We start from the raw sequence: 25,081 nt of genomic DNA, 5'->3' as shown, positions 1-25,081 counted from the left end.
GCGGCGTCGGGCGACCTACGGAGACTATCGCCTCGAGGGCCGGTGTCAGACACCCAAGAAAAATAATCACCAGCGCGAAGCACCATCTCAACGGGTGTCAGACACCTAGATCATCCCACCGGTATCAAAGCCGTGACGTTACGAATGCAATTGCTACGGCCCCACGGAGCACGTCGCCAAAACACACATCATTTGTCGCATTACACGCCCCGCCCACGCGCCGATCCGCACCAACGCGCCGCTACGATGGCCGCACTCACCACCGCACCAGGAGCAAGTCATGAAAACCCCTTTCCGCCACCTAGCCATCGCCGCAGCCCTAATCGCGGCGCAGTGCTACGCAGGCGCCGCCAGCGCGCAGTGGCTGGATGCCGTAAAGGGACAGATGGAGGGCGCGGGCAAAAGCAGCGCAACCCAAGGCAGTGCAACCCAAAGCGGTTCAGCCCAAGGCGGCATCCTCCAGGGCCTCGGCAACAACCTGTCCCTGTCCTCGCTGACCCCCGCATCGGCCGGCAACGCTGCCGGCGTGCTCGAATTCTGCATGAAGAACAACTACCTCGCCGGTGGCGATGCAGAGGCTCTGAAAGACAAGCTCATGGGCAAGATTGGAGGCGGCTCGACGCAAAAGGCCAAATCGGACTCGGGATACCTGGCCGGCCTGCAAGGCATGCTCAACGGCAGCGACGGCAAATCGGTCGACCTGAGCGGCGGCGGGCTGAAAGAGGAGCTGACCCGCAAGGCGTGCGATCAAGTCCTCAAGCACGCGAAGTCGTTCCTGTAGTCGGGCGCCCGCAGCGGCGCGCCATCCCGCGCCCGCCGTTGCTCCCTTGCCCCGCCTGAGCCGCCGCTACTTCGCCGCCCCAAAAATATCCTCCCGCGCCGCGCGGCTCAACGCCACCACCGCCGGGTGCTCCAGCCGCTGGTCCGTCGTGATCGCGTAGAACTGTTCCTTCACCGCCTCCGCGTGCCCGATGGCCCGCACCCGGTACTGCTTGCACAGATACGCCGCCGTCGCCGTCGGCGCCACGAACACGCCCGTTCCCGTCTGCCCGAATGAATTCATCAGCGCGCTGTCGTCGAATTCGCCCACGATGCGCGGCCGGATATCGTGCTCATCGAACCATTGCAAGAGCCGCGGACGAATCGCGGCGTCTTCGCCCGGCAACAGAAACGGCGCCTGGTCCAGCAGCGCCGGAAATGTCCCCGGCAGGCTATCCAGCAACGACGGCGACCCAAAGAATGTCAGCCCGCATTCCCCCAGCAAATGGCTGAACCCCCGCACGTTCAGATTGTTCGGCATCGGCCGATCCGCGATCACCATGTCGAAGCGATGCACCGCCAGATCCGCCAGCAGAAACGGCAGCCGCCCTTCGCGGCAGATCAGCCGCACGTCCTGGTCCAGATGCAATGCCGGTTCGATCATCCGGTACACCATGGCCTTGGGCATGCCCTCTGCCACCCCCACCTTGAATTCCAGCGCGCGCCGCGCGGGACGCTCGCGCAGGTCGTCCAGCAGTTCGTCGCCCATCGTGAAAATGCGGTCCGCATACAGCAGCGCGTGGCGGCCCACGTCAGTCAGTTCCAGACCGCGTCCGGCGCGCCGGAATAGCTCCGTGCCGAGCGTGGATTCAAGTTCCTGGATCTGACCGCTGATCGATTGCGGGGTGCGCTGCAGCTGCTGCGCCGCGCGGGCAATGCTGCCCGCCTTGGCCACCGTCCAGAAATAGCGCAGATGCTTGTAGTTGAGAGTGACCATGGCTGATCAATCCAAAAAATCTGACTATCGGGTCATCATAATGCGGATTGTTGGAGGAATCGCCCCGCACTAGACTGGCCTCGTGCGATTGCAGTACCCGTTTTCCCATTGCGCGGCGCATGCGGCGCGATGGAAGGAGGCGCCTCATGAACCGGGTCGAAACCTTTGCAACGCTGCCGATGTGGGTGGGGTTCGTGGGATTCGTGCTGCTCGTGCTGGCGGTGGATCTGTATGCGTTCGGCGGGCGCCGCGCGCATCGCGTGTCCTCGCGCGAGGCGCTGTGCTGGGTGGCGGCGTGGATGACGCTTGCCACGCTGTTCGGCGGCCTGATGTGGTGGTATCTGGACGCCACGCTGGGCCGGGCCGTCGCGCATCAGAAGGCGCTGGAGTTCTACACCGGCTACCTCATCGAACTGTCCCTGTCCGTGGACAACATGTTCGTCTTCTCGCTGATCTTCACGTACTTCGCCGTGCCGCTGGAGCTGCAGCGGCGCGTGCTGCTGTATGGCGTGCTGGGCGCCATCGTCATGCGGATCAGCATGATCCTGGCAGGCGTGTGGCTGCTGTCCCAGTTCGCGTGGCTGTTCTATGTGCTGGGCGCCTTCCTGATCTTCACGGGCCTGAAGATGCTGTTCACCGCGGGCCGCCAGCCGGACATCGCGCGCAATCCGCTGGTGCGCTTTCTGCGGTCCACCATGCGGATCACCAAGGACTATCACGGACAGTCGTTCTTTGTCCGCATCGACGGGCTGCGCTACGCGACGCCGATGTTCGTGGTGTTGATCGTGATCGAGGCGACAGACGTGGTGTTTGCCGTGGACAGCATCCCGGCGATCTTCGCGGTGACGACGGATCCGTTCATCGTCTTCACATCCAATATCTTCGCCATCATGGGCCTGCGGGCAATGTATTTCCTGCTGGCGGACATGGTGGCGCGGTTTCATTATCTGAAGTACGGCCTGGCGTCGGTGCTGGTCATCATTGGCGGCAAGATGCTTGCCGAACAATGGGTCCACGTGCCGACGCATTGGTCGCTTGGGGTGGTTGGCGTAATCCTGCTGGCGTCGGTTGGCGCAAGCTGGGTGATGCCCGGAAGGGGCGCGCACAAGCCCGCGCGCTCAGAGGCCAGGAAGTCATGAACTGGAGGTCTGCCATGAACACGATCATTCTTGCCACCGACGGCTCGCTGCACAGCGATGCGGCGGCCCGATTTCTGGTGGAAAGTCCCCTGCTGAACCGCGACTTCGTCGTGCACGTGGTGCATTGCGAGCCCGACGTGGGCGGTGACGTCAAATCCTTCATCGACAAGGCGGACATCGCCGCCTGGCACCACGAGGAAAGCGGCAAGGCCATGCAGTCGGTGGTCGGCATCCTGAGCGCCGCCAACGTCGGCCACGAATGTCACGAGTTCGTCGGCTTCACGCCGGAGAAGATCGTCGAGTATGCGAAGCAGATCGACGCCGGGGCGATCGTGATCGGCTCGCATCATCACAGCCCGCTGATCAACGCCATCCGCGGCTCGGTCAGCGGGCGGATCCTGGCGCACTCCCCTTGTCCGGTGATGCTGGTCTGACGCGGCGGCACGGTTCGAAGCACAGGCTTGTCTGACACGGCGATCCCGCGGCGCGGGCTGCGGGGGCGCGGCAATGGTATCTTCTGCGAACCTTTCGCTTTGCTCCCTGCGCCATGTCCGACGTACCCGTTCCCGCCGATTCGCCCGTTTCCGACGAACCGGCGGCCCCGCACCGGCCCTTCATCCAGAACGCCGGCACCCGGCGCACCCTGCATTTCACGCAGCAGGAGATCCAGAGCAGCATGTCGCTGCTGAACCCCGACGCGCTCGAGATCGAATACACGCGCATGATGATGGGCTTTGTGCTGTTCAAGCCGGCGCCGGCCGACATCCTGATGGTGGGCCTGGGCGGCGGATCGCTGCCCAAGTTCTGCCACCGTTATCTGACGGGCGCGCGCACCACGGTAGTGGAAATCGATCCCGCCGTCATCGCGCTGCGCGACGCCTTCATGGTGCCGCCGGACGGCGAGCGTTTTCAGGTCATCCAGGCCGACGCGGCGCAGCACCTTGCCGGGCTGGCGGACGCCGCCGACGTGATCCTGCTGGACGGCTTCGTGGCCGGCGGCATTCCGGACGCCCTGTGTTCCACCGCCTTCTACGCCGACTGTTATCGCGCCCTGCGCGACGACGGTATCCTGGTGATCAATTTCCACGTCAATCACCCGATGCATCATGAATACCTGGACCGTGTGCGCGACGCATTCGGATCGTCGATGTTCGAGGTGGTCGACGACGACATGACGAACAGCATCGTGTTCGCGTGCAAGGGCAACCTGCTGGACAACCCGGCCGCCGCGCAACTCACGCGCCCCGCCACGATGCCCAAGGACGCGTGGCGCCAGTTGATGCCGACGATGCGGGTGATCGGGGCGACGCTGGAGCTGCGTTAATCCGGATAGCGCGCTACGCCGGGTCGCTCAGCATGATGGACAGCAGCTCCCGGGAGGCACGCGACAGGGCGCCGGGCGCGGGCGCGCCACCTTTTTCGCCGAGCGTTTTCGTCAGGTTCGACACCGTCTGCGCGACGGCGTCGTCGTCCAGCACCGTTAGTGCAGGCCCCGTCCCATCTGCCGCGACGGGCGGCGGCGTGATGTGTTTCTTGGCCGCCTTCAGCAACTCCGCCACCGGATCGGCCTTGCCCCGCGCGTTGACGCGGTCGGTCATTGCGGTGGCCAGGCTTTTGCCGCCGCTGCGGGTCCGCAGGCCCGACCGCTCGCTGGCGGCTTCCCACGCGCCGCGCTGCGCGGCATAGGCCGTCAGCAGCGCGAAGCGGTCCGCGTCGATGAGCAACGGCGATTCCGCCACCGCGATCAACAGGGACTGATACGCGGCGCTGGCGGCCGTGGCGTCGTTGCCGATCAGCGCCTTGGAAACGTCCTTCCACAGATGATGGAACGGCAGCGTCGTGGCCGCGGCGAACATGTCCGCGCCCAGCGTCGCGCGCTGCTCGAAGGCCAGCACCAGATAGTCCACGTCGTTCACTGGCTCCGGCTTGCCGGCCGCGCTCTGGCGGTGCAGCACGCCATCGACGAGTTGCAGCCCCGACAGCTTGTCCTGCGAGTCCGCGCCTGCCAGCACACGGTAGCCGCTGCGCCGCAGCGCGTCGCCATCGTAGACGCCGAAGCGCACGCTGACGCCGTCGGTGCCGAACAGCTTGGCCAGCGGCGTGAGCAGGCTTTCGCCCGTCTTGACGATGGCGCCGCCCACCGGGCCGCCCAGCATCGTGACCGCCGTGGACACGAAATCCAGGATGCCGCGCGACAGGCTGCTGTCGGCAAACCGGCACAGCGCCGCATACATCTCCAGCCCGTCGCTGGCGTACGGAACGTTGCGCGCGACATAGACGTCGCGAAACGCCACACGGCGCGCCCCGGCGTCCGGCGCGGCTGCTCCCAGCGCCTGCTGGATGAGGTCGTAGCCGACGATGTACGGAATCTCGCGCCGCGCGCCGTCCGCGCCGTAGCGCAGAAAGAACGTGCAGAGCGGCAGGAACTGGCTGAGATAGTTGCCCGCGTCGCACAGGCGCATTTCGACCAGCCGGACGCTGAAGTAGCACTGGCCGGGCAAGAAGGCGGCGCCGTCCAGGCCGGCGGCCAGCGCGGGCGTGCCGCCGGGCGGCTCGATCTCCGCGTAGAAGTTGCGTCCCGCAGGCACGGTCGGCAGCAGCGCGCCCGCGCCGTCTCCGCCCGCCGCCTTGCCGCCAATGCCGCGCAGCATGCCGAATAAACCGTCCATGACAGCTCCTTGCTCAGAGGCCATCGCCCGCGCCTAGGCGCACGCGGCGGCCACGCGCTCAGTCGCGCACGATGGCCATTGCCGATGCCCACGTCGGCAGGTCGCCCGCATCGCCCTGCGCGGCCTTGCACGCATAGCGGTAGGCCTCCGCCAGGTCCTTGGGCTGCGCCGCATCCAGGTACACGTCGTAAAAGCGCTGGATGTAGCGCGCGCAGGATTCTTCCTCCACCTGCCAGCGAAAGGCCAGCACGCCGGCCGCGCCGGCGCGCATGACCTCCAGCGCGGTGCGCACCGACGCGCCGCTGCACGAAGACAGCACCAGCAGCTTGCATTTGCCCGCTTCCATCCATTGGCCGATCAGCCGGATGGACAACTGCCAGGCCTCGCCGTCCTCGCCGGGCAGCACCAGCATCGTGCTTTCGCCTTCGGAGACCGAGTGGCCGGCGAAATGGAAGATGTCGTAGTTGCCCGTGCGCAGGCGTTCCTCGATGCGGCGTTGCAGATCCGCGCCCACGAGCCCCGCTTCATCGGCGGTGCGCACGGGGTCGATGATGAGGTGCCCGGGCGCGCGCGCGGCCAGCTCGGCAAGGTGCTCGCGCTCCTTGGCCACGGATTGCAGCGGCCCGAACTCCATCGCCGGCAGCGCGGGGCCGCCGTCCTCGCGCCGGAAGGTGACGGTGCCGAACACTGAACTGGCGTCCATGAACAGCATGCGCACTGGCTGGCCGGGCGTGCGCGCGTCCGGCTCCCAGCGCGGCGCGGGCGCCGTGCCTTCCAGATGCAGGCGCCGCGCCATCGGCAGCTCCAGACACAGGTAACGCCCGCTGTCGGCGCCGAACTCGCGGCCCATCTCGAATGGCAGGTTGAACAGGCGCGACACCTCCTGGCTCGCCAGATTGAATTCGAAGCGCAGGTCCAGCCCCGCGAAGGCCCCCGCGCCCGGCGACACTTCCTCGTCGCGCGCCCGCTGGATCAGCTTGGCGACCGGCGCGCCCAGGCTGTGCGTCACCATGGCGCTGAAGACGTCCTCGCCCACGCCGCTCAGGTCCTTGAGCCATTGCGGCGCCTTCGTCTCCCCAAGATAGGGGCTGAAGGTTTCGATGCGCCCGACCAGCGCCGAGATCCGGTCGCGCTCCTTGTACGGCATGTCCTGCGACGAATACTCGTGCCGCCCCATCTGGATGCGGTAGGTGATCGAGTGCTCGCCCACGCGGATGATCAGCCGCCGCCGGCGCTTGGGCGCCAGGGGCGTCAGGCACGTGAGCACGGTGGCGACTTCGGCGCCGCTGTTGACGCCGGCTTTCGCATCGTTGGTCCACATGAAGACCTCGGGGCGCTCCAGCACGTAGCGTTGCACCAGTTCGGGCGGGTCGACCGCCAGCACCAGCAGGGGAACCGGCGTGCGCTTGGATATCCATTCCAGCAGTTCCACAGCCGCCGCGCCGGGCTTGGCGCGCTTGGTGGCGGTGGAGCCGAGCCGCGCGTCGATGATGACAAGCCGCGGCTCGATGCGCGGCGTGGACAGGTCCCACGATTCGAGCTGCGTCTTGGCGCTTTCCAGCGATGTGCGGCGGCGCAGTTCGGCGCCCACGAACGGTGCAATGGCGGGGTACTGCTGGACGAAGCGATGCAGCTGGGCAAGGTTGTTGGCCCAGTCGTCCTCATGCTCGTCGTTCATGCTGGCCAGCAGAATGAAGTTCGGTCCGGCGGCGTCCTGTTCCATGATGGCGATTCCATGATCCCGATGGCCTAGCCGGCCCGCAGCGGCAGGATCAGCGTGAACGCGCGCCACGGCGGCGTGACGGACTCGTAGGCCTGGGGCGGCGCATCCGACAGCGGCGGGTCGGTGACGAGCGCGCCGCCGTGGTCGATCACCGTTTCCTGGATCTGGGTGATGGCGATGCTGGCGCCGTCGTGCGCCGCGCGCTCGGCGTTGAGCAGGGCATCGTCTGGCACGGCGTGCACCGGCGGGTCGGACTCCCACACCTGCTCCTCGCTCAGGGCAAAGCGGATCTCGCAGCCGTCCGGCCCGGTGTCCAGGTCGACCGTGACGCGGGCGTCATCCGCATTGCGGCAGCGCAGCAGGTAATCGATCATCGACCGGAACGCCGCGGCCAGCGCCTGCGCATCGCCGGACACGGTCGGGCCGTCACGCGAGGCCGTGTGGTTCGCGAATGCGATGCGGCGCTGGTCGCGCGCGGGCAAGGCGGTCACCACCTCCTGCAGGCGCGCGCCCAGTTCCACATCGCTGTGCGTGGCGCGCGTGCGGCGCCGCGATTCGCTGGCGCTGGCCAGCCGCTCGAACGTGATGTCGGCCTTGCCGATCTCGGCCACGATGCGCTGGCTCAGGTCGTGCGCCTGCGCCGCGACGACATCTGCCGGCGTGCCCTGGCGGGCGTCGTCGTGCAACAGCACGGTCTGCGAGGTCAGGCTGCACGCCAGCGACAACGAGGTGCGCGTCTGCCGGGCCACTTCGGCCACGGTCTCGCGCAGGTAGCGCAGGTCGCGCGCCCAGCCCAGATCCGCGATGTCGGTGAAGAACCAGATCGACATGTCCAGGCTGGGATCCAGGTCGGTCCGCGTGGCCAGCACGGAGCGCGGCTGGCCGGTGCTGTCCAGCAGCTCGATGCGCTCGCGCTTGACGGTAAAGGTGGAGGTCAACACGCCCAGCGTCGCTTCGTCGCCGACGATGGCGTAGTCGGTGATCGACGGCGACTCGGCCTGGCTGCGTCCACGCCGCGGTTCCGCGCCCAGCATGTCGGTCGCCACGCGGTTCATCTCGATGACGGCGCCCTCGCGTCCCACGAACACCACGGCCTGCTCGGTTTCCGCCATAAGACTCTGCTTGGTCTGGTTGAGCAGGTGCTGGGCCAGCCCCTCTTCCAGCGACGCGATGATCTGCAGCAGGTCGTCGATATCCGGACCCTTGAAGGCGTGCGAGACAGACGATTCCACGTCCAGCAGCCACCGTATCCGACCGTTCAGGTGGATGGGCACGGTCATGGCCGAGCGCAGCGGCCGCTTCGGTCCGCCATAGCCGTGCTGCGCGTAGATGGGGTTGCCGATGTCGTCCACGGCCAGCAGGCGCCCCTGCGCCAGCGTCGCGCCCAGCATGCCCTGGTCGGTGGGTTGCTGGTAACCGGGCGGTAGCGCGTAGGCCGGCGCCAGGCTGTGCTGCGTGACGACCTCGAACCGGTTGTCTTGGCGGTTGACGCGATACAGCGCCACATGGTCCCACGAGAAATGCTGCGCGAGCTGGACGATGATCTCGTCGGCGGCCTGGCGCAGCGAGGCAGCGGCCATTACCTTGCGTCGCAGCGAATCCGCGAATTCGGCGCGCTCGTCGTCGCGTTCCTTTTCAAAGCGCATCAGCACGGGCTCGAGGTCCAGGGTGCGCAGCATCTCCAGATGCCGCTCGCCATACGCGCCCGGCTGCCGCGAGCACAGGCTGAGCGCCGAGCTGTAGCCATCTGCGCGCGTCACGGGCAGCGTGACCGAGGCCTCGATGCCCAGGTCCTGGTAGCAGCGCACGACCTCATTGCCGGGCTCCGGCATGTTCTTCCGGACGAACGCGCCGATCTTGTCGACCCACGTTCGGCCGGAGTCCAGGAACGCACGTATCGTCGGCGGCAGGTCCATCCAGCGCGCGGGCCACAGTTCCACCCCCTCAGGGCGCACGGCGATCGCGCGAAACAGCGACACGTCGTTGCCGTAGATGCCGAACACCGCGTGTTCGAACGGGATGAGACGCCGGATCTGCTCCAGGATGCGGTCCAGCTTCGCGCGCCAGCCGCCGATCGCCGGGTCCAGCGCGATGCGCCGGATCTCGTCGCGGACGGACTCCAGTGTGCGCGACTGGATCACGGCAATCACGCCCAGCAGCTGGCCGTTGGGCGCGGGATCGGGCGTCATGACCAGCTCGAACTGCCGGTCGGCGTCGTCCGGAACGGGGATGGCGATGGTGACCGCGACCATGGCATCGCCTTCCGTGTCTTCCATGCAACGCACGATGGCGCGTTGCACCGGGCCGCCGTCGGACGGCCGGAAATGCGCCGCGAGCCGGGTGCCGCACAGCGCGTCGCGCGGCAGGCCCAGCGTGCGCGCCGCCTCGGGGTTGGCAAAGCGGATCACACCCTGCATGTCCAGCCGGAATACCGCGTAGGGCGTGCGCGCGAACCGGTGGGCCTCGGCCTCGCGGAACGGCGTGCCGTCATTGACCAGCACGATGAGTTCGCCGCTGTCCAACGTGCACAGCGGGATGAGCTGCGCGGGCACGCGCGCGCCGCCGGCGCCCCGATACACGACGTCGACGGCGCCGTCGCCCATGCGCAGCGGCTTGGCAAGACCGTAGACCTGGCTGGCCAGGCGGCCGGCGAGCGCATCGCGCGCCAGCGGCAGGACGCTGCTGGCTGCCATGATCTCGCCGGTGGCGGCCAGCACGAGGCAAGGCACGCCGACCCGGGACAGCACGCGCGCTACCTCCCCGGGCTCGCCAGAAAGGGAAAACTCGCGCAGTGCCGCGTCCCGGGGAAGCGTCGGCGTGTCGCGATAGGGTTCCGGCTCCATCTCTGTCATGACAAGACCTCTTTACCCGCCGTCACCGCTTGATGAACGCGATGACCTGCTGTTGCGTGCCCTTGTCGTTGTCGAAGCCGCCGTGCGTGCTGGAGGCCACCGGCACGACGCGGGCGGTGGCGGACGGGCTGCCGGCCGGCGAGACGTGGACCGCATCGCACGGGATGGCGGCCTCGCGAAAGTACCGTTCCATGCCCAGCAGCGGTGTGGTGGTGCCGCCTTCGAACGACTCGCTGACCAGGTACAGCAGCGAGCGCCGGTAAGGTCCGCAGGTCGGGTCGTCTTCCTCGGCGCGATCCGACAGATGGAACTGCTGGTAGCGTTTCACGCGGCTGCCCAGGTGTGGCACGACCAGGTCCTTGAAGGTCTTCATCGTGACGGCTGGCGCCATCAGGCTTAGCGACTCCAGCTCCCCGCCGTCGGCCGTCAGGCGCCTGACGAAGTGGCTGGCGACGATGGCGCCCGCCGAATGGCCCACGATGTGCAGGCGCACGCGGCCACGCGCGACATGCGTCTTGAAGTGCGTGTACAGCAGGATCATCGCGGCCTCTTCGCCGCCATTGATGGCCGCCTCGCTCATGGCTTCGGCGTTCTGCTTCATCTCGCCCCAGATCACCGTGCCGGGGCGCGCCAACCAGCGTTCAAGCCGCTGGTTCCACCAGCGTTCCAGCCGCTCGCCGATGCCGCCGGTGGTGCGCGGCACATCGCTCGCCGCGTCGCGGATGATGTTCTTCACCGTGCTGATGAAGTCCGTCTCCCACATCAGGAAGACGGGGAAGATCTGATTGTCGTAGAGCAGGGGTATCCATTCGGCGGCGGCCTCTGCCGCCGCCGCTTCTCCGACGAGGCCGCCGTGCGCGTAGACGCAGACGTCCATCGGCTTGTCCTTCAGGTTCCAGCGCTCGCGCGCCTCGCTCATATGCACGTCCACGATGGCGCGCAGGTCATCAGGCGTGGTGCGAAAGGCCCCGCTATTGCTGAGCTTGCCGTTGTTGCCGACGTTGACGATGAAGGGCGTGAGCTCTCGGTCGCGCAGTACCTTGCCCGCGGCCAGCGTCACCTTCTGTCCTTCGGTGCGCAGGCTGATGCTGTTGGCGATCCGTTCGTGTTCGTGCGTGACCACGCCCAGTTGCACGACCCAGCAGTCCATCGCGTTGCGCAGCCAGTCGTCATAGGTCAGCACCGCCATGCCGTGCGTGCCCCATTCCTCGCCCCAGGAGTTCTGGATCAGAAAGCCGTCCTGCGTGTAGCCGACGATGACGAAGGCGTGACCCTGCATCGCCATGTCCTGGCCGGTGGTCGGAATGACCCAGAACGGCCGTGTGACGGGCGTGGGTTCGTCATCGTGCGGAGTCACGCCGTGGCCGTCGTCCCAGCCGTCGTGGCAGCCCGCGCTGGCGTACAGGATGCCGACCTCGTTCAGCGCGGCGTGCATCTCCACGATGCTGCGCGTGTCGATGCGGTAATAGGCGCCCAGCGGCCGCTTCACGGCGTCCAGCCACCAGTCGTCTTCGGGGCGCTTGGCGGCCGGCGGCATGTCGAGGGTGGGGAACAGGCCCTGTGCGCAGGCGCCATGCCGGAACCACCCCTTCAATGCGCCGCGCAGGCTGGAGCCGCTGTCGTCGACCGAACCGGGGAATTCATCGTAGCGCCGGGCCATGGAATACAGCATGTAGGGGGAAATGGCGGGGCGCGAGTCGCGCTCGGATTTGCGCAGCAGGTATTCGACCACCGTGGACAGCGCAAAGCCGGTGCAGGCCGACGTTTCGCCCTGGTGCTTCACCGTCAGTCCCATCACGGGAATCATTTCCGCCTTGGGCGTGACGGAGATGTTGGGCCGGAACAGGAGGTCGCGCGCGTCGAAGGCGTCGGGTTTGGCGGACCGCTCAAAGAGCCGCGCGGCCGGGGCGTCGTCCTGCTTGCGGCGTTTGCGCGCTTTCGGGGCCGGATCTTCCGGCGCCGCGGAGGACTGCTCCACACGCTTGGTCTTCTTCTTTGCCGCGGGCTTGGCCGCTGTGCGCGCTGCCGCCTTTCGGGTCGCCATCGATAGTCCCCTGGGAGCGGGCGCGGTGGTCTTGGCAAGACGACATGACGACGATGATGCGGCGCCCATTCCAGGATATATATGCGGACCTCATCCGCACTGCTAGTAGCCGAAAGTATTAATCCTTGAATCTGCAATGGTGCTTACGCATCATGCGGCCCCCATTGCGCTCATCCAGACGGATGAGATGTGGCGTTCACCCCGCCGTCCGGACGCCCGCCGCGACGTTCACGCCGCCTTCTGAATCCGCACCGGAATCGACTTGTAGCTCGGCGTTCCGCTTGCCGCGTCCTGGTAATCCAGCGGGCAAAGATTGTTGGCTTCGGGGTAATACGCGCCCACCGACCCCGCCGCGATGTCGTGCCGTATCGCCGTCAGCCGCAGCCGCCGGTGCGTCTGGCCGGGCAGGCTGGTGATGATGTCGACCTCGTCGCCGTGCGCAATGCCGTAGCGCGCCAGGTCGGCGGCATTCATGAACAGCACGTCGCGGCGGCCGAACACGCCGCGATAGCGGTCGTCCAGGCCGTAGATGGTGGTGTTGTACTGGTCGTGGCTGCGCAGCGTGGTGAGCCGCAGGATGTTGCCTTCGACGATATCCGGATCTTCGCGCAGGCCCGCGAACGGAATGAATTCGGCCTTGCCCGACGCCGTCTTCCAGATGCGTTCGGTGGGCGGCAGCGGCAACCGGAAGCCGCCCGGGATGCGGATGCGTGCGTTGTAGTCGCGGAAATCGGGATAGATCTTTTCGATCAGGTCGCGGATGCGGTCGTAATCCTCGATCAGGTGCGCCCAGTTGACCCGGCTGCGCGGCAGCGTCGCCTGCGCCATGCCGGCGATGATGGCCGGCTCCGAACGCAGGTGCGGTGAGGCGGGCACCAGCTTGCCGCGTGAGGCATGCACCATCGACATCGAATCCTCGACCGTGACCGACTGCGCGCCGCCCGCCTGCACGTCGCTTTCCGTGCGGCCCAGCACCGGCAGGATGATCGACTGCTTGCCGATCAACAGGTGTGACCGGTTCAGCTTGGTGTTCATATGCACGGCCAGATCCAGCTGCCGCATGCCGCGTTCGCAGGCTTCGGTGTCGGGCAGCGCGATCGCGAAATTGCCGCCCAGGCAGATCAACACCTTGGCGCGGCCCGCGGCCATCGCCTTCATGGCTTCGACCGCATCATGGCCAGTGCGGTTGGGAGGCCGGAAGCCAAAGGTCTGTTCGACGTGGTCGAACATGGTGTTGTCGATCTTCTCGGTGATGCCGACCGTGCGGTTGCCCTGCACGTTCGAGTGCCCGCGCAGGGGACAGATGCCCGCGCCCGGCTTGCCGAAGTTGCCGCGCATCAGCAGCAGCGCGGCGATCTGCTGCACGTTGCTTGTGCCTTTCTCGTGCTGGGTGATGCCCATGCCGTACGTGACGATGGTGGCGTTGGATCGCGCATAGGCCTCGGCCACCAGCTCCAGGTCGCGCCGGCGCAGGCCGCAGGCCTGTTCGATATCGGTCCAGCGCGTGGCGTCCAGGTCCTGCGCGAAGGCCTCGTAGCCGTTCGTGTGCTGCGCGATGAATTTGTGGTCCAGCGTGTTGCGCCCGTCGCGGTCGGCGTCCATCAGCGCCTTCATGATGCCCTTGAGCGCGGCGGCGTCGCCGCCGACCTTGACCTGGTAGTACGTGGAGGCGATGGCCGTGGAGCCGAAGGTGCCCATCTCGATCGGGTCCTGCGGATCGGCAAAGCGCTCCAGCGAGCGCTCGCGCAGCGGGTTGAACACGATGATGGGCACGCCGCGGCGCGCGCATTCGTGCAGGGTGCCCATCATGCGCGGATGGTTCGTGCCGGGGTTGTGTCCCATCGAGATGATCAGGTCGCACTTGTCGAAGTCGTCCAGCGACACCGTGCCCTTGCCGATGCCGATGGCCTCGGGCAGTCCGACGCTGGTGGCCTCGTGGCACATGTTGGAGCAATCGGGGAAATTGTTGGTGCCGAATTCGCGGGCGTACAGGCTGAAGAGGAACGCGGCTTCGTTGGACGCGCGGCCCGACGTATAGAACTCGGCCATGTCCGGGTCCGGCAGGCCGGCAAGCGTCTGGCCGATGCGCGCGAACGCGGCGTCCCATTCGATGGGCTGATAGGTGTCGCTGGCGGCGTCGTAGACGAGCGGATGCGTCAGGCGGCCCGCGTTCTCCAGATCGTGATCGGTCCAGGTCAGCAGTTCGGTCACCGTGTGCGCGGCAAAGAACTCGGGCGTCACGCGCTTGCGGGTGGCTTCCCACGTGACGGCCTTTGCGCCGTTCTCGCAGAACTGGAATGTGGACGTATGCGCCTTGTCGGGCCAGGCGCAGCCGGGGCAATCGAACCCGTCGGGCTTGTTGGTGCGCAACAGCAGCACGGGCGCTTCGGCAATGCGCATCTGGTTGGCCACCGCCTGCGCGGTCGCCTTCAGGGCGCCCCAGCCGCCCGCCGGAGCGTCGTAGCGGTGGATGCCAATGGGTTTGCCTTGGGACATGCGGGTCTCCGGAATTCAGGAAGCGGTGCGCGCGGCGGCGGGGGCGGCGGCGAGCCGCGCGCCGCGGGCGGCGCAGTAGCGGCTGGTCAGCACCGAGCCGGCCACCGCCACGATGATGGGAACAAGAAAGGCCTGGTCGACCCGGGTGAATTCCAGGATCAGCACGACCGCGGTCAGCGGCATGCGCATCGACGAAGCCAGAAAGGCGGCGGCGCCCACGACTGCAAACGCGCCGGGCGGCGAGTCGGGCCAGGCCATGGTCCACAGGCCGCCCAGCACGACGGCCAGCGATGCGCCGACGGCGATGGCGGGGGTGAGCAGACCGCCCTCCGCGCCCGCGCGCAGCGTGCAGGCGACCACCACCACCTTCATCACGGCCAGCGTGGCGGCCAGGGCGATGGTCAGTTCATTGTCGAAACTCAGTTGCGCCGGGCCTTTGCCGTTGCCCAGCAGCGCGGGCAGATAGATCGCCAGCAGACCGATCAGCGTGAAATTGATCAGGCAGGCCACGGGCAGTTGCCAGCCCCGGGCCGCCTTGGCGCGCGCCGCGGCGGTCAGCCGCTGAAAACCGTGGGCCGCGCAGCCGAACAGCGGGCCGGCAACGATGGCCCAGACGACCAGGCTTGCGCTGATCTGCATGGCGGGCACGGCGTACTGGATGTCGTTGCCCAGGCCTGCCCACGCCACCACCGCGCCGATGCAGCAGGCGATGAGCGCCGCCACGACGGCGGGCCAGGCGAACGAGCCCAGCAACACTTCCAGCACGAACAGCGCCGCGCCGAGCGGCACGTTATAGACGGCAGCCAGGCCCGCGCCGGCGCCACAGGCGATGACGATCCGGTGCTGCGCGGGCGGCAGCCGCAGCAGCGCGGCCAACCGGCCGCCCGCCAGCGCGCCGACTTCGCGCGGCGCCACCTCGCGTCCCAGCGGCGAGCCCAGCCCGACGGTCACGATCTGCAGGATGGCGTGCGCCATCGTCGTCGCGGGGGGCATGGCTTGCGTGGGGTCCGACACCGCCTTCTTGACGCTGACCAGGGGACGCCCATAGCGATAGATCAGCCACCATCCGCCGCCGGCCGCCAGGCCGCACAGCACCAGCGCCAGCACGCGGCGCGGGCCGCTGGCCGCCTGCACGCCTTCGAGAAAGGATTCGTGACTGACGATGTGGCCGCCGCCGTAGCCGTAGGCCAGGTGCTGGACGGCGTGCAGCAGCATGCCGAGCAGCATGCCGCCCAGACCCGCGAACAGGCCGGTCAGGACTACCGCGAGCAGAAACCGCGGGCGCAGCCAGGAGGGATCATCGGGCGTTGGATCGTTCATACAGGAGGGGCTCCCGTCGTTTCGCGCGCCGACGCGGCGGGGCGCATTGCGATGAGGCAGTGTAGGGGCCGATCCTGTCAAAACGGCCACTTTCCCTCCAAAACCCATACCTATTGGTTAGGGATTCATCCCCAATTTCCTTGTTGGCGATCAAACACCGGCCAAAAATCCTCTTTATTTCAAATAGTATCCAAGTAATTCATTACTTTATACTGTCGCACCTTTTGATGGACGCGGGCGCCACGCACCAAAGCGAGGATTTAGTCCCAGTCCGATTTCAACCGATTCGAGGCGTTGTTACTGTCCCGTCCTCGATAACCCACGCGTACCGGGAGTAAAGAAGTGACGCCTTACAAGAGCACGAAATTGAGCACCGTTGTGAAGATCAGCGTGTTGACGCTGTTGTCGGCGGTGATGGCGGGTTGCGCCACCGAGCGTTCCCAAGCCGTGGCCGTGCCGGCCGTCGCGGCGGCCAGCAAGCCGTACGCGGGCGTGCGCAGCCCCATTTCCGTCGGCAAGTTCGACAACCGCACCAACTACCTGCGCGGCGTGTTCTCGGACGGCGTGGACCGCTTGGGCGGCCAGGCCAAGACGATTCTGGTCAGCCACCTGCAGCGCAGCGGCCGTTTCCAGGTGATGGACCGCGACAACCTGTCCGAAATCGCCCAGGAGGCCGCGTTCAACAAGAAGGCCGCCCAGATCAAGGGCGCGCGCTACGTCGTCACCGGCGACGTCACCGCCTTCGGCCGCAAGGTCACCGGCGACCAGCAACTGTTCGGCATCCTGGGCCGCGGCAAGGAACAGGTGGCCTACGCCAAGGTCGACCTGAACGTGGTGGATGCCACGACGTCGGAAGTGGTCTATTCCGCCTCGGGCGCCGGTGAATACAGCCTGTCCAACCGCGAAGTCGTGGGCTTTGGCGGCACCGCCGGCTACGACTCCACGCTGAACGGCAAGGTGCTGGACCTGGCCATCCGTGAAGCCGTGGACCGCCTGGTCGACGGTATCGAACAGGGCGCCTGGCAGCCCGCCCGCAACTGAGAGAGGCCCGCATGATCACTCACAACAATAATCGCCGCGCGGGCGCCGCGCGCGCGGGCCGCATACTGGCGATCGCCGCCCTGGCCGGCGTGCTGTCGGCCTGCGTGCAGCAGCCCAAGTCCATGTACAGCTGGCAGTCCTATCAGGGCTCCGTCTATTCCTATCTGAAGGATGATGGCGGCGACTACGCGACCCAGACGCTCGCCATGGAAAAGAACATCGAGACGGCGCGCGCGGCCAACGCCGAGCTGCCGCCCGGATTCCGCGCGCATCTGGGGATGCTCTACATGAAGATGGGCAACGGCGACAAGGGCGTCGAGCAGATGCAGGGCGAGAAGGCGGCCTTCCCGGAAGCCGCGCCTTTCATGGACTTCCTGCTGCGCAATGTGGGCAAGCCGCAGACCGTTGCCGCGACGGACGCGGGTACACCGGCCGCAGGGTCGCCTGCCGCAGGTTCGCCTGCCTCAGCCAAACCCGCCGCCGCTGAACCGGCCGCGCCCGCCGAGGCCGGCACATTGAAGAAGGGATCGTGATGATGAACAACCTCATGCGCGCCGGCCTCGTGGCCGTCGTGGCGCTGCTGACCGGTTGCGTGACGCCGCCGCAAAAGAACGTCGATTACACCGCGTTTCGCGAAAGCAAGCCGGCGTCGATCCTGGTGCTGCCGCCGCTGAACACGTCGGTGGACGTGGCGGCCACTGCGGCCGTGCTGTCGCAGGCCACGCTCCCGCTCGCCGAATCCGGCTACTACGTGATTCCGGTGGGCGTCATGGAAGAAACGTTCAAGCAGAACGGCCTGACGTCGCCCGACGACATCCACGAGCTGCCCGCCGTGAAGCTGCGCGAGATCTTCGGCGCCGATGCGGCGTTGTACATGACGGTCAAGCAGTACGGCGCCAGCTACGCGGTCGTGGCCAGCACGGTCACGGTCTCGATCGACGCCGAACTGCTCGACCTTCGCAACGGCGCCAAGCTCTGGAGCGGCTCCAAGCAGGTGGTGCATGCCAACAACAACAGCAACGGCGGCCTGATCGGCATGCTGGTGCAGGCGGTGGTGGATCAGGTGGTCAACAACCTGACGGACCGCAGCTACAGCGTTGCCGGCATGACGAACGCCCAACTGCTCAGCGCCGGCACCCCCGGCGGCATGCTGTACGGGCCGCGTTCGCCGCGCTACGAAGCCCAGTAAACCCGCCGGATGACGGCTTTCCGCCCGCGCGCCAACTCTGGCGCGCGGGCGGTTTTGTTTGGGGCGTGCGGATTTACCGCGCCCCGAACACCGGATAGTCCGTCAACCCGCGCGCATCGCCGCCAAACAGCGTGTTCCTGTCGTGCTCGGCCAGCGGTTCGTCGTTGCGCAGGCGGTCGGGCAGGTCGGGGTTTGCCACGAACGGCCGGCCGAAGGCGATCAAATCCGCCCAGCCCGCTTGCAAGGCATCGCGTGCGCGCTCGGCCGTGTACTTGCCGGCATAGATCAGCACGCCGGGATACACGCGGCGCAGCGCCTGCTTGAAAGACAGCGGCATGTCGGGGGCGTCGTCCCAGTCCGCTTCGGCGATGTGGATGTAGCCCACGCCGATCTCGCCCAGTCGCTTGGCGGCGGCCGTGTACGTGGCGACGGGGTCCGCATCCACGCAGCCGTTTAGCGTCGTGAGGGGCGCCAGACGGATGCCGACGCGGGCCGGGTCGCCCAGGGTTTCAACCAGCGCGCGCGCCACTTCATCCAGAAAGCGGATGCGGTTGTCCAGCGAGCCGCCGTACGCGTCGGTGCGGTTGTTGGCCTCGGAATCCAGGAACTGATTGACCAGGTAGCCGTTGGCCGCGTGCAGCTCCACGCCGTCAAACCCGGCAGCGATCGCGTTGCGCGCGGCCTGGCGGTATTCCTCGACGATGGCCTGGATCTCCGTGACCGACAGCGCGCGCGGCGCCGAGGCCTGCACGAAGTTGGGGCTGCCGTCTTCGTTCTGGATGAAGACGTTGACGCCCTCTGCTTGAATCGCAGAGGACGACACTGGCGCCTGCCCGCCGAGCAGGCTGGTGTGGCTTAGCCGGCCCACGTGCCAGAGCTGCGCGTAGATGCGGCCGCCGGCGGCGTGGACGGCGTCGGTTACGCCGCGCCAGCCGGCCACCTGGGCGGGGGTGCACAGACCGGGCGTGCCGGCATAGCCCTTGCCCATCGGCGAGATGTACGTGCCTTCGCTGACGATGAGGCCGGCGCCGGCGCGCTGCGCGTAGTAGCGCGCCATCAGCGCATTGGCGTAATCGCCGGGCTGCGTGGCGCGCGAACGCGTCATCGGCGGCATGACGATGCGGTTGGGCAGCGTCAGGCTGCCCAGCGCCAGGGGTTGGAACAGCGGATCAGCGGTGTTCATGGTTCAGTCCCACGCCGCGGCCAACCCATCCGGGCTGACTTCGCGGCCGTTGCGTTCCAGCGCGGCGATCTGCGCCATGTCTTCGTCCGTCAGGCGCAGGTCCTGGGCGAGCAGGTTGCTGGCCAGGTTGTCGCGCTTGGTGGACGACGGGATCACGGCATAACCCAGCTGCAGAGCCCAGGCCAGCGCGACCTGCGCGGGCGTGGCGTCGTGGCGCTGCGCGATCTGGCCGATGACCGGATCCTTGAGCACCTTGCCGTACGCCAGCGTCATGTACGAGGTGACGTGAATGCCCTGTTCCTTCAGGAAGGCGGTCAGCGTGCGGTTCTGCAGATAGGGGCTGAGCTCGATCTGGTTGGTGGCGATCGCTTCGCGGCCGACGGCGGCGATGGCGGCGCGCGTTTCCGCGATGGGGAAGTTGGAAATGCCGATCTGGCGGGTCAGGCCCTGCGCCTTGGCGTCGGCCAGCGCGGTCATGAATTCGTCGACGGAAACGCCGTTGTCCGGCGCGGGCCAGTGGATCAGCGTCAGGTCCACGTAGTCGGTGCGCAGCTTGGCCAGGCTGTCCTTCAGGCTGGGGACGAGCTTGTCCTTCGCGTAGTTGGGCACCCAGATCTTGGTGGTGATGAACAGGTCTTCGCGGGGCACGTTGGATTCGGCGATGGCCTGGCCGACTTCGGCCTCGTTCTCGTAGATCTGCGCGGTGTCGATGGCGCGGTAGCCGACGTCCAGCGCGTTGCGCACGGAATCGATGACGGTCTGGCCTTGCAGGCGGAAGGTGCCGACGCCAAAGGCGGGGATGCTCATGTAAAACTCCTGGGGGTGTGCGTGGCCGAACGTGCGTTGTTCGGGAATGGACGTAGTGTGCCTGCCGTATCCTTGCGGAAAAATACCGGTATCGGCGAAATACTTTTGATAAAACGTCAAATATGAAAACCACTCTCGACGAAATGCAGGTCTTCATCGCCATCGTGGACAGCGGCTCGATCACCGCCGCCGCCGACGTGCTGGGCCAGACCATCTCCGCCACCAGCCGCACCATGAGCCGGCTTGAGGAAAAGCTGCAGACCACGCTCATGCGGCGCACGACCCGGCGGCTGGCGCTGACCGAAGAAGGCAAGGCCTATCTGGAGCAGGCGCGGCGGATCATCGCGGCGGTCGAGGAGGCCGAAGAGCTGATGAACCTGCGCCGCAACCAGCCCGCGGGTCTCCTGCGCGTGGATGCGGCATCACCCTTCATGCTGCACGTCATCGCGCCGCTGGTGCCGGCCTATCGCAAGCGCTATCCGCAGGTGGAGCTGGAGCTCACCAGCAACGAAGGCAACATCGACCTGCTGGAGCGGCGCACCGATCTGGCGTTTCGCATCGGGCGGCTGAAGGACTCGTCGCTGCACGCGGTGGCGCTGGGCACGAGCCGGGTGCGCGTGCTGGCGAGTCCGGGCTATCTGGCGCGGCACGGCACGCCCCGCCGTGCGGCGGACCTGGCTTCGCACGTGCTGCTGGGCTTTGCCCAACTGGAACCGCTGAACGAATGGCCGCTGCTGGATGCGGACGGGCAGCCGGTGCATATCAAGCCGCAGGTGCGCGCGCACAGCGGCGAGACGCTGCGCCAGCTTGCGCTGAACGATGGCGGCATCGTGTGCCTGTCCGACTTCATGACGCGCGGCGACCGCGCAAGCGGCGCGCTGCAGCCGCTGTTCGTCAAGCAGCTGCTGGAAGTGCGGCAGCCGATCAACGCGGTGTATTACCGGAACACGGCGATCTCGTCACGCATCAAGTCCTTCATTGATTTCGTGGTCGAGACGGTCGGGACGCGCGGGTTCGAGGAATAGCCGGCCAGCGAAGATGTATCCAATGGCGTCCTCGGCGATGCATGCGCCGGTGGGGTCCTTATACTGTCCCCGTTTTTATTTCCCACCTTGGACACGCATGAGCATCTTCTCCCGTTTCTTCGGCCGCAACGAAGCACCCACCGGCGCCGCCGATCCCACGGATTCCAACGCCCTGCTGGCGAATCCGGACATCGCGCAGCCGTTGAGCCTGCAGGTCCTGTTCGCCGCGCCGCTGGCGATTACCGAGGCGGCGCTGACCGATGCGCTGCGCGCCTATCACCCGACGATGCAACAGGCCCGCGCCGAAATCGCGCCCGACATGCCGGAGTTCCTGGGCATGGCCGGCTGGGACAAGCACGTCGTGCGGCTGGTGGGCTTCAATGCGCCCTACCCCAAGGACGCGCTGGAAACCTGCGTGGCGCCGTCGCACTATCCGGCCACGGTGAAGGACGAGGTTCGCGCGCACGTGAGCCACATCATCCTGTACTACGCGGGCTACGAGACCGATCCGCTGGAGCAGTACGTGGCGCTGGCCGCGGTGGCGGGCGCGTTGGCGCGTTTCAAGGCGTTGGCGGTGCTGAACGAGCATGCGCATACGTCGCTGCCGGCCGGCGTGTTTGCCGACGAGTCGCTGGGCGACGAAAGCATGGACCTCCTGCGCACGTTGCCGCTGAACATGCTGTATTGCGGCTTCGTGAAGTACGACGTGGAAGGCGTGCAGGGCGTGTGGATGCGCACCTATGGCGGCGATGCGTTCGGCCTGCCGGATTTCGCGGCGCTGGCGACGGGACATGACGAGGGCGAGATGTACTCGACCATGTTCAACAACATCATGAGCTACATGCTGGAAAGCGGCGCCGAACTGGCCGCCGGGCACACCATGCAGATCGGCGAGAACGCCTACATGAAGCTGCGCGAGCCGGCCAAGGAAGAGTATTACCTGGACGGTCCGGCGCAGGTGCTGGTGGCTGAGATCATCACGGCGGATCAGATCAACACGCCGGAATAAGGCGGGTCGGACTTGGTCACAACAGGCCCGCACTGCGGGCCCGCGCCACCGCCTGCGTCCGGCTGTCTGCACTGAGCTTGACGTTCAGGTGGCGCAGATGCGTGCGCACGGTGCTCTCGGAAACGAAGAGCTGCCGCGCGATGGCGCTGTTGGAATGACCCTCGGCCAACAGGCGCAGCACGCGCAGCTCCTTGGGCGTAAGGCTTTCCGCGCATGGCGACTCGGCGGCCGGCGTGATCGGGGCCGACGCACATGGGCCGATCTGCGCCAGGTAGCGCTGCCACCACTCACGCGCGCCTTCTGACGCCAGCCATGCATGGCCGGCCGCTGACGCGGCATGGCGCTGCAGCAGGCCGGCCAGCGCCGCGCCCTCATCCACCAGCACGCGGCACAGGCCTTCGGATTGCGCCGTCTGCAGCAGCGGCGCAAGCTGCGCCGCTGCTGCACCATCGTCCTGCATGCGCGCCAGCGCCACCGCGCGAAACAACTGAAGCTTGTACGCGCGCCGCACGCGCCGCGCCGCCAATGCCTTTGCGATGTCCTGATCCAGTTCACGCAGCGCGGCGGCGGGATCGCCGTCATAGGCCGCGCAACGCATCCGTCCCAATCGCGGATACAGAAGGTCATTGGCCGGCAAACGCAGTTCTTCGACGCGGCGCCACAGGTCGGCGTCGTCGGCGCGCAGCAGTTCGTCGCGCGCGGCCTGCGGATGGCCTTGCATCAGCAGCACGCGCGCGCGCTCGACACGGGCGCTGGCCGCGATGCGCGGCAGGCCGCGCTGATGGCCCAGGTATTCCAGTTCGCCCAGCAGATAGAAGGTCTGTTCGGGATCGCCTTCATAAAACGCCACGCGTGCCTGCATCAGGTAGCCCAGGATCAGGTGGTCCGGCAGTCCGACGTCGCGGCCCAGCGGCACATACACCTGCAGCAGCCGCGCGGCCTGCGCGAGGTCACCGGTCTCGTAGACCCACGCGGCATACAGCACGCCGGCCCAGGCATTGCCGTTGGCCTGTCCATAGGCGCCCTTGCGCGTGGCCCGCACCGCCATCCGAAAGCGCGCGCCCGCCTGGCGCATGCGCCCTTCCTGCAGGTCGATGATGCCTTCGACCGCTTCGGAGTACATCAGGTTGAACGTGCTGGCGCTGCGGCTTTGCGCGCGCCGCGCGGTGTCCAGCAGCGCGCGCGCCTCGTGGTAGCGGCCCAGCACGGCGCTGACGTTGGCCATGGCGTTGGCCAGCGCCGTGTCGGTGAACGACAGCGCGTCGCCCAGGGCGGCGACGCTGGGCAGGCCCGAGGCGTAGGCATCTTCCTGGCGATCCATCATCGACAGCAGCAGGGGTTGCAATGCGCGCACGTGCGCCTGCACCGCGGGATCGGCGCTGCCGGCCAGCTTCAAGTCCGCCATCAATGCGGACGCCTCGCCGGGACCGCGCGTGAAACAGGTGGCCCATACCTGCATGGCCTGCAGCAGCGGCCGCGTGGCAAGCACGGCAGCGGGAAGCTGGCCCAGCCAACGCGACAACAGGCGCATCCGGCCTTCGGCCAGCAGCGGCTCGGCGTGCGTCTGCAACAGCGCCAGCGCGCGGCCGAAGTCGCCGCCGTCGATGGCGTGGTCGATGGCGGGTACGGGCCGGCCCTGCGCCTCGTACCAGCGCGAGGCCGCAAGATGCAGGTGCGCGATGTCGCCGGGCGCCTGCGCGCGCAGCTGCGATTGCAGGTAGCTGGCGAACAGGCTGTGATAGCGGTAATGGCGCTCGTCGGCGGCGGTGCGCGTGAGCAGCACGTGGCCGTCTTCCAGCTGCTGCAGCAGGTCCGCGCAATCCAGCTCGGGCACGAGCGCCTGGCACAGCGGCGCGCTGAGCTGCTTGAGAATGCTGGTGCGCAGCAGGAAGCGGCGCAGCGCGGGCGTCTGGCTGGCCAGCACGTCCTGCGCCAGATAGTCGGCCACGGACTGGTCGCTGCCGGAGAAACGTTCGATGAACGCGGCGGCGGACGGTTGCCGCGCGAGCGAGGCGGACGCCAGGCACAACGCCGCCGCCCAGCCCTCGGTCTTGCGATGCAGCAGTTCGACCTCGGCGGGGGTCAGCAAGGGCTGACGGCGCGCGAAGAACTGCGTGGCCTCGTCCACCGAAAAGCACAGTTGCGCGGCGTCGATTTCCAGCAACTGATTGGCCGCGCGCAGCCGGCCCAGCGCCAGTCCGGGCGTGTGCCGCGAACCGATCAGCAACCGGCCATGCGCGGGCAGGCGCCCGATCAGGTCCTGCACCAGATCCAGCACCGCGGGGGCGGTGATGGCTTCGAACTCGTCGAGCACCAGCGCGAACGGCGCCTCGTGCGAGGCCACGGCTTCGACCAGCGCCAGCGCCAGCGTGTCTTCGGATTCCTGCGCCGCGAACGCGGGGCTTGCATCGCCGGACAGCGCACCCAGCGCCGCCATCAGGCAACGCAGAAAGCGCGGGAGGTCGTTGTCGGCGCGGTCCAGCGTCAACCAGGCAGTGCGCATCGGCGTGCTTTGCAGGCGCGCCTGGCATTGCGCCAGCAACGTGGTCTTGCCGTAGCCCGCGGGACCGCGCGCCACCACCACCTTGGGGCCTTCCGGACGGCAGATCGCCTCGCACAGCGCGCGCCGGGCGACATGGTCGCCATGCGCGGTCGGGGCATTGAGCTTGCCGCTGGCCAGCGCGTGTTCCATCGAGAACGAATGACGCATGGACTTCCTGTTCAGGGACTGCCGTTTGCGGAGATCGTTGCGGGAAAACCCGCGATGCGCGCGAAAAATCGTCGCTTTGGACGAAGGCGAAATCGCGTGCCTACGATACAAAAGGACG

Annotated in this window: 19 protein-coding genes; 9 read left to right on the top strand and 10 right to left on the bottom strand. The window is 67.2% G+C overall.

Annotated elements, in window-relative coordinates:
- Positions 1 to 280: 280 nt before the first annotated feature.
- Positions 281 to 781, top strand: coding sequence for a DUF2501 domain-containing protein (locus tag RT697_RS21845; RefSeq protein WP_313701726.1), 501 nt, complete (start codon positions 281 to 283; stop codon positions 779 to 781).
- A gap of 66 nt (positions 782 to 847) precedes the next feature.
- On the opposite strand, the gene nhaR is transcribed toward RT697_RS21845, so the two are convergent.
- Complete coding sequence (gene nhaR / locus RT697_RS21840) at positions 848 to 1,756, bottom strand: transcriptional activator NhaR (RefSeq protein ID WP_313701725.1); 909 nt, start codon at positions 1,754 to 1,756, stop codon at positions 848 to 850.
- Positions 1,757 to 1,902: 146 nt separating this feature from the next.
- Between nhaR and RT697_RS21835 the strand changes: the two genes are divergently transcribed.
- The 3 genes from RT697_RS21835 to RT697_RS21825 all read left to right on the top strand — a co-directional run bounded on the left by RT697_RS21835 (position 1,903) and on the right by RT697_RS21825 (position 4,219).
- A complete protein-coding gene (locus tag RT697_RS21835) occupies positions 1,903 to 2,895 on the top strand; it encodes a TerC family protein (protein ID WP_313701724.1) in 993 nt (330 codons plus the stop codon).
- Between the two features lie 14 nt (positions 2,896 to 2,909).
- Positions 2,910 to 3,329, top strand: coding sequence for a universal stress protein (locus RT697_RS21830; protein ID WP_313701722.1), 420 nt, complete (start codon positions 2,910 to 2,912; stop codon positions 3,327 to 3,329).
- A 113-nt stretch (positions 3,330 to 3,442) separates the two neighbouring features.
- Entirely contained in the window at positions 3,443 to 4,219 is a 777-nt protein-coding gene (locus RT697_RS21825; protein WP_313701721.1) for a fused MFS/spermidine synthase, read from the top strand.
- 13 nt (positions 4,220 to 4,232) lie between these two features.
- Here the strand turns inward: RT697_RS21825 and RT697_RS21820 are convergent, their stop codons facing one another.
- The 6 genes from RT697_RS21820 to RT697_RS21795 form a co-directional block, all read right to left on the bottom strand.
- A complete protein-coding gene (locus RT697_RS21820) occupies positions 4,233 to 5,564 on the bottom strand; it encodes a hypothetical protein (RefSeq protein WP_313701720.1) in 1,332 nt (443 codons plus the stop codon).
- 58 nt (positions 5,565 to 5,622) lie between these two features.
- On the bottom strand, positions 5,623 to 7,287 hold the full coding sequence (locus RT697_RS21815) for a CHAT domain-containing protein (RefSeq protein WP_313701719.1): 1,665 nt from the start codon (positions 7,285 to 7,287) through the stop codon (positions 5,623 to 5,625).
- A gap of 26 nt (positions 7,288 to 7,313) precedes the next feature.
- Entirely contained in the window at positions 7,314 to 10,139 is a 2,826-nt protein-coding gene (locus tag RT697_RS21810) for a PAS domain-containing protein (RefSeq protein WP_313701718.1), read from the bottom strand.
- A 22-nt stretch (positions 10,140 to 10,161) separates the two neighbouring features.
- The gene (locus RT697_RS21805) at positions 10,162 to 12,183 is read right to left on the bottom strand and encodes a C1 family peptidase (RefSeq protein WP_313701716.1); all 2,022 of its coding nucleotides are present in this window, start codon (positions 12,181 to 12,183) and stop codon (positions 10,162 to 10,164) included.
- 228 nt (positions 12,184 to 12,411) lie between these two features.
- Positions 12,412 to 14,679, bottom strand: a complete 2,268-nt coding sequence (locus RT697_RS21800; protein WP_313701714.1) for an FdhF/YdeP family oxidoreductase — start codon at positions 14,677 to 14,679, stop codon at positions 12,412 to 12,414.
- Between the two features lie 15 nt (positions 14,680 to 14,694).
- Positions 14,695 to 15,999 carry a chloride channel protein gene (locus RT697_RS21795; RefSeq protein ID WP_313701713.1) on the bottom strand — a complete coding sequence of 435 codons (1,305 nt, stop codon included), beginning with the start codon at positions 15,997 to 15,999 and terminating at the stop codon, positions 14,695 to 14,697.
- Positions 16,000 to 16,413: 414 nt separating this feature from the next.
- Between RT697_RS21795 and RT697_RS21790 the strand changes: the two genes are divergently transcribed.
- Genes RT697_RS21790 through RT697_RS21780 form a run of 3 tightly spaced genes read left to right on the top strand, consistent with a single transcriptional unit; the run spans position 16,414 to position 18,229 of the window.
- Positions 16,414 to 17,040 (top strand): CsgG/HfaB family protein, encoded by a 627-nt coding sequence (locus tag RT697_RS21790; protein WP_313701727.1) that lies wholly within the window; start codon positions 16,414 to 16,416, stop codon positions 17,038 to 17,040.
- An 11-nt stretch (positions 17,041 to 17,051) separates the two neighbouring features.
- Entirely contained in the window at positions 17,052 to 17,573 is a 522-nt protein-coding gene (locus tag RT697_RS21785; RefSeq protein ID WP_313701711.1) for a DUF4810 domain-containing protein, read from the top strand.
- Positions 17,573 to 18,229, top strand: a complete 657-nt coding sequence (locus RT697_RS21780) for a DUF799 domain-containing protein (protein ID WP_313701710.1) — start codon at positions 17,573 to 17,575, stop codon at positions 18,227 to 18,229. Before RT697_RS21785 ends, RT697_RS21780 begins: the two co-directional genes overlap by 1 nt.
- 73 nt (positions 18,230 to 18,302) lie before the next feature.
- On the opposite strand, the gene RT697_RS21775 is transcribed toward RT697_RS21780, so the two are convergent.
- Both RT697_RS21775 and dkgB read right to left on the bottom strand, forming a co-directional pair.
- Entirely contained in the window at positions 18,303 to 19,412 is a 1,110-nt protein-coding gene (locus RT697_RS21775) for an alkene reductase (protein WP_313701708.1), read from the bottom strand.
- A 3-nt stretch (positions 19,413 to 19,415) separates the two neighbouring features.
- Positions 19,416 to 20,219 carry a 2,5-didehydrogluconate reductase DkgB gene (gene dkgB / locus RT697_RS21770; RefSeq protein WP_313701707.1) on the bottom strand — a complete coding sequence of 268 codons (804 nt, stop codon included), beginning with the start codon at positions 20,217 to 20,219 and terminating at the stop codon, positions 19,416 to 19,418.
- 122 nt (positions 20,220 to 20,341) lie between these two features.
- Between dkgB and RT697_RS21765 the strand changes: the two genes are divergently transcribed.
- Both RT697_RS21765 and RT697_RS21760 read left to right on the top strand, forming a co-directional pair.
- Positions 20,342 to 21,244, top strand: coding sequence for a LysR substrate-binding domain-containing protein (locus RT697_RS21765; protein ID WP_313701706.1), 903 nt, complete (start codon positions 20,342 to 20,344; stop codon positions 21,242 to 21,244).
- Positions 21,245 to 21,341: 97 nt separating this feature from the next.
- Positions 21,342 to 22,253 (top strand): DUF4261 domain-containing protein, encoded by a 912-nt coding sequence (locus tag RT697_RS21760; protein ID WP_313701705.1) that lies wholly within the window; start codon positions 21,342 to 21,344, stop codon positions 22,251 to 22,253.
- A 16-nt stretch (positions 22,254 to 22,269) separates the two neighbouring features.
- Here the strand turns inward: RT697_RS21760 and RT697_RS21755 are convergent, their stop codons facing one another.
- A complete protein-coding gene (locus tag RT697_RS21755; RefSeq protein ID WP_313701703.1) occupies positions 22,270 to 24,963 on the bottom strand; it encodes a LuxR C-terminal-related transcriptional regulator in 2,694 nt (897 codons plus the stop codon).
- Positions 24,964 to 25,081: the final 118 nt, after the last annotated feature.

Origin of the sequence: Achromobacter sp. (assembly GCF_032113835.1) — a bacterium.
GTDB lineage: Bacteria > Pseudomonadota > Gammaproteobacteria > Burkholderiales > Burkholderiaceae_B > Achromobacter.
This window is presented reverse-complemented; position numbering and strand designations above follow the sequence as displayed.

Excerpts from the sequence above, each read along its gene's own strand:
- RT697_RS21845 (WP_313701726.1), top strand. The coding sequence starts at position 281 with ATGAAAACCCCTTTCCGCCACCTAGCCATCGCCGCAGCCCTAATCGCG.
- nhaR (WP_313701725.1), bottom strand. The coding sequence starts at position 1,756 with ATGGTCACTCTCAACTACAAGCATCTGCGCTATTTCTGGACGGTGGCC.
- RT697_RS21835 (WP_313701724.1), top strand. The coding sequence starts at position 1,903 with ATGAACCGGGTCGAAACCTTTGCAACGCTGCCGATGTGGGTGGGGTTC.
- RT697_RS21830 (WP_313701722.1), top strand. The coding sequence starts at position 2,910 with ATGAACACGATCATTCTTGCCACCGACGGCTCGCTGCACAGCGATGCG.
- RT697_RS21825 (WP_313701721.1), top strand. The coding sequence starts at position 3,443 with ATGTCCGACGTACCCGTTCCCGCCGATTCGCCCGTTTCCGACGAACCG.
- RT697_RS21820 (WP_313701720.1), bottom strand. The coding sequence starts at position 5,564 with ATGGACGGTTTATTCGGCATGCTGCGCGGCATTGGCGGCAAGGCGGCG.
- RT697_RS21815 (WP_313701719.1), bottom strand. The coding sequence starts at position 7,287 with ATGGAACAGGACGCCGCCGGACCGAACTTCATTCTGCTGGCCAGCATG.
- RT697_RS21810 (WP_313701718.1), bottom strand. The coding sequence starts at position 10,139 with ATGACAGAGATGGAGCCGGAACCCTATCGCGACACGCCGACGCTTCCC.
- RT697_RS21805 (WP_313701716.1), bottom strand. The coding sequence starts at position 12,183 with ATGGCGACCCGAAAGGCGGCAGCGCGCACAGCGGCCAAGCCCGCGGCA.
- RT697_RS21800 (WP_313701714.1), bottom strand. The coding sequence starts at position 14,679 with ATGTCCCAAGGCAAACCCATTGGCATCCACCGCTACGACGCTCCGGCG.
- RT697_RS21795 (WP_313701713.1), bottom strand. The coding sequence starts at position 15,999 with ATGAACGATCCAACGCCCGATGATCCCTCCTGGCTGCGCCCGCGGTTT.
- RT697_RS21790 (WP_313701727.1), top strand. The coding sequence starts at position 16,414 with ATGGCGGGTTGCGCCACCGAGCGTTCCCAAGCCGTGGCCGTGCCGGCC.
- RT697_RS21785 (WP_313701711.1), top strand. The coding sequence starts at position 17,052 with ATGATCACTCACAACAATAATCGCCGCGCGGGCGCCGCGCGCGCGGGC.
- RT697_RS21780 (WP_313701710.1), top strand. The coding sequence starts at position 17,573 with ATGATGAACAACCTCATGCGCGCCGGCCTCGTGGCCGTCGTGGCGCTG.
- RT697_RS21775 (WP_313701708.1), bottom strand. The coding sequence starts at position 19,412 with ATGAACACCGCTGATCCGCTGTTCCAACCCCTGGCGCTGGGCAGCCTG.
- dkgB (WP_313701707.1), bottom strand. The coding sequence starts at position 20,219 with ATGAGCATCCCCGCCTTTGGCGTCGGCACCTTCCGCCTGCAAGGCCAG.
- RT697_RS21765 (WP_313701706.1), top strand. The coding sequence starts at position 20,342 with ATGAAAACCACTCTCGACGAAATGCAGGTCTTCATCGCCATCGTGGAC.
- RT697_RS21760 (WP_313701705.1), top strand. The coding sequence starts at position 21,342 with ATGAGCATCTTCTCCCGTTTCTTCGGCCGCAACGAAGCACCCACCGGC.
- RT697_RS21755 (WP_313701703.1), bottom strand. The coding sequence starts at position 24,963 with ATGCGTCATTCGTTCTCGATGGAACACGCGCTGGCCAGCGGCAAGCTC.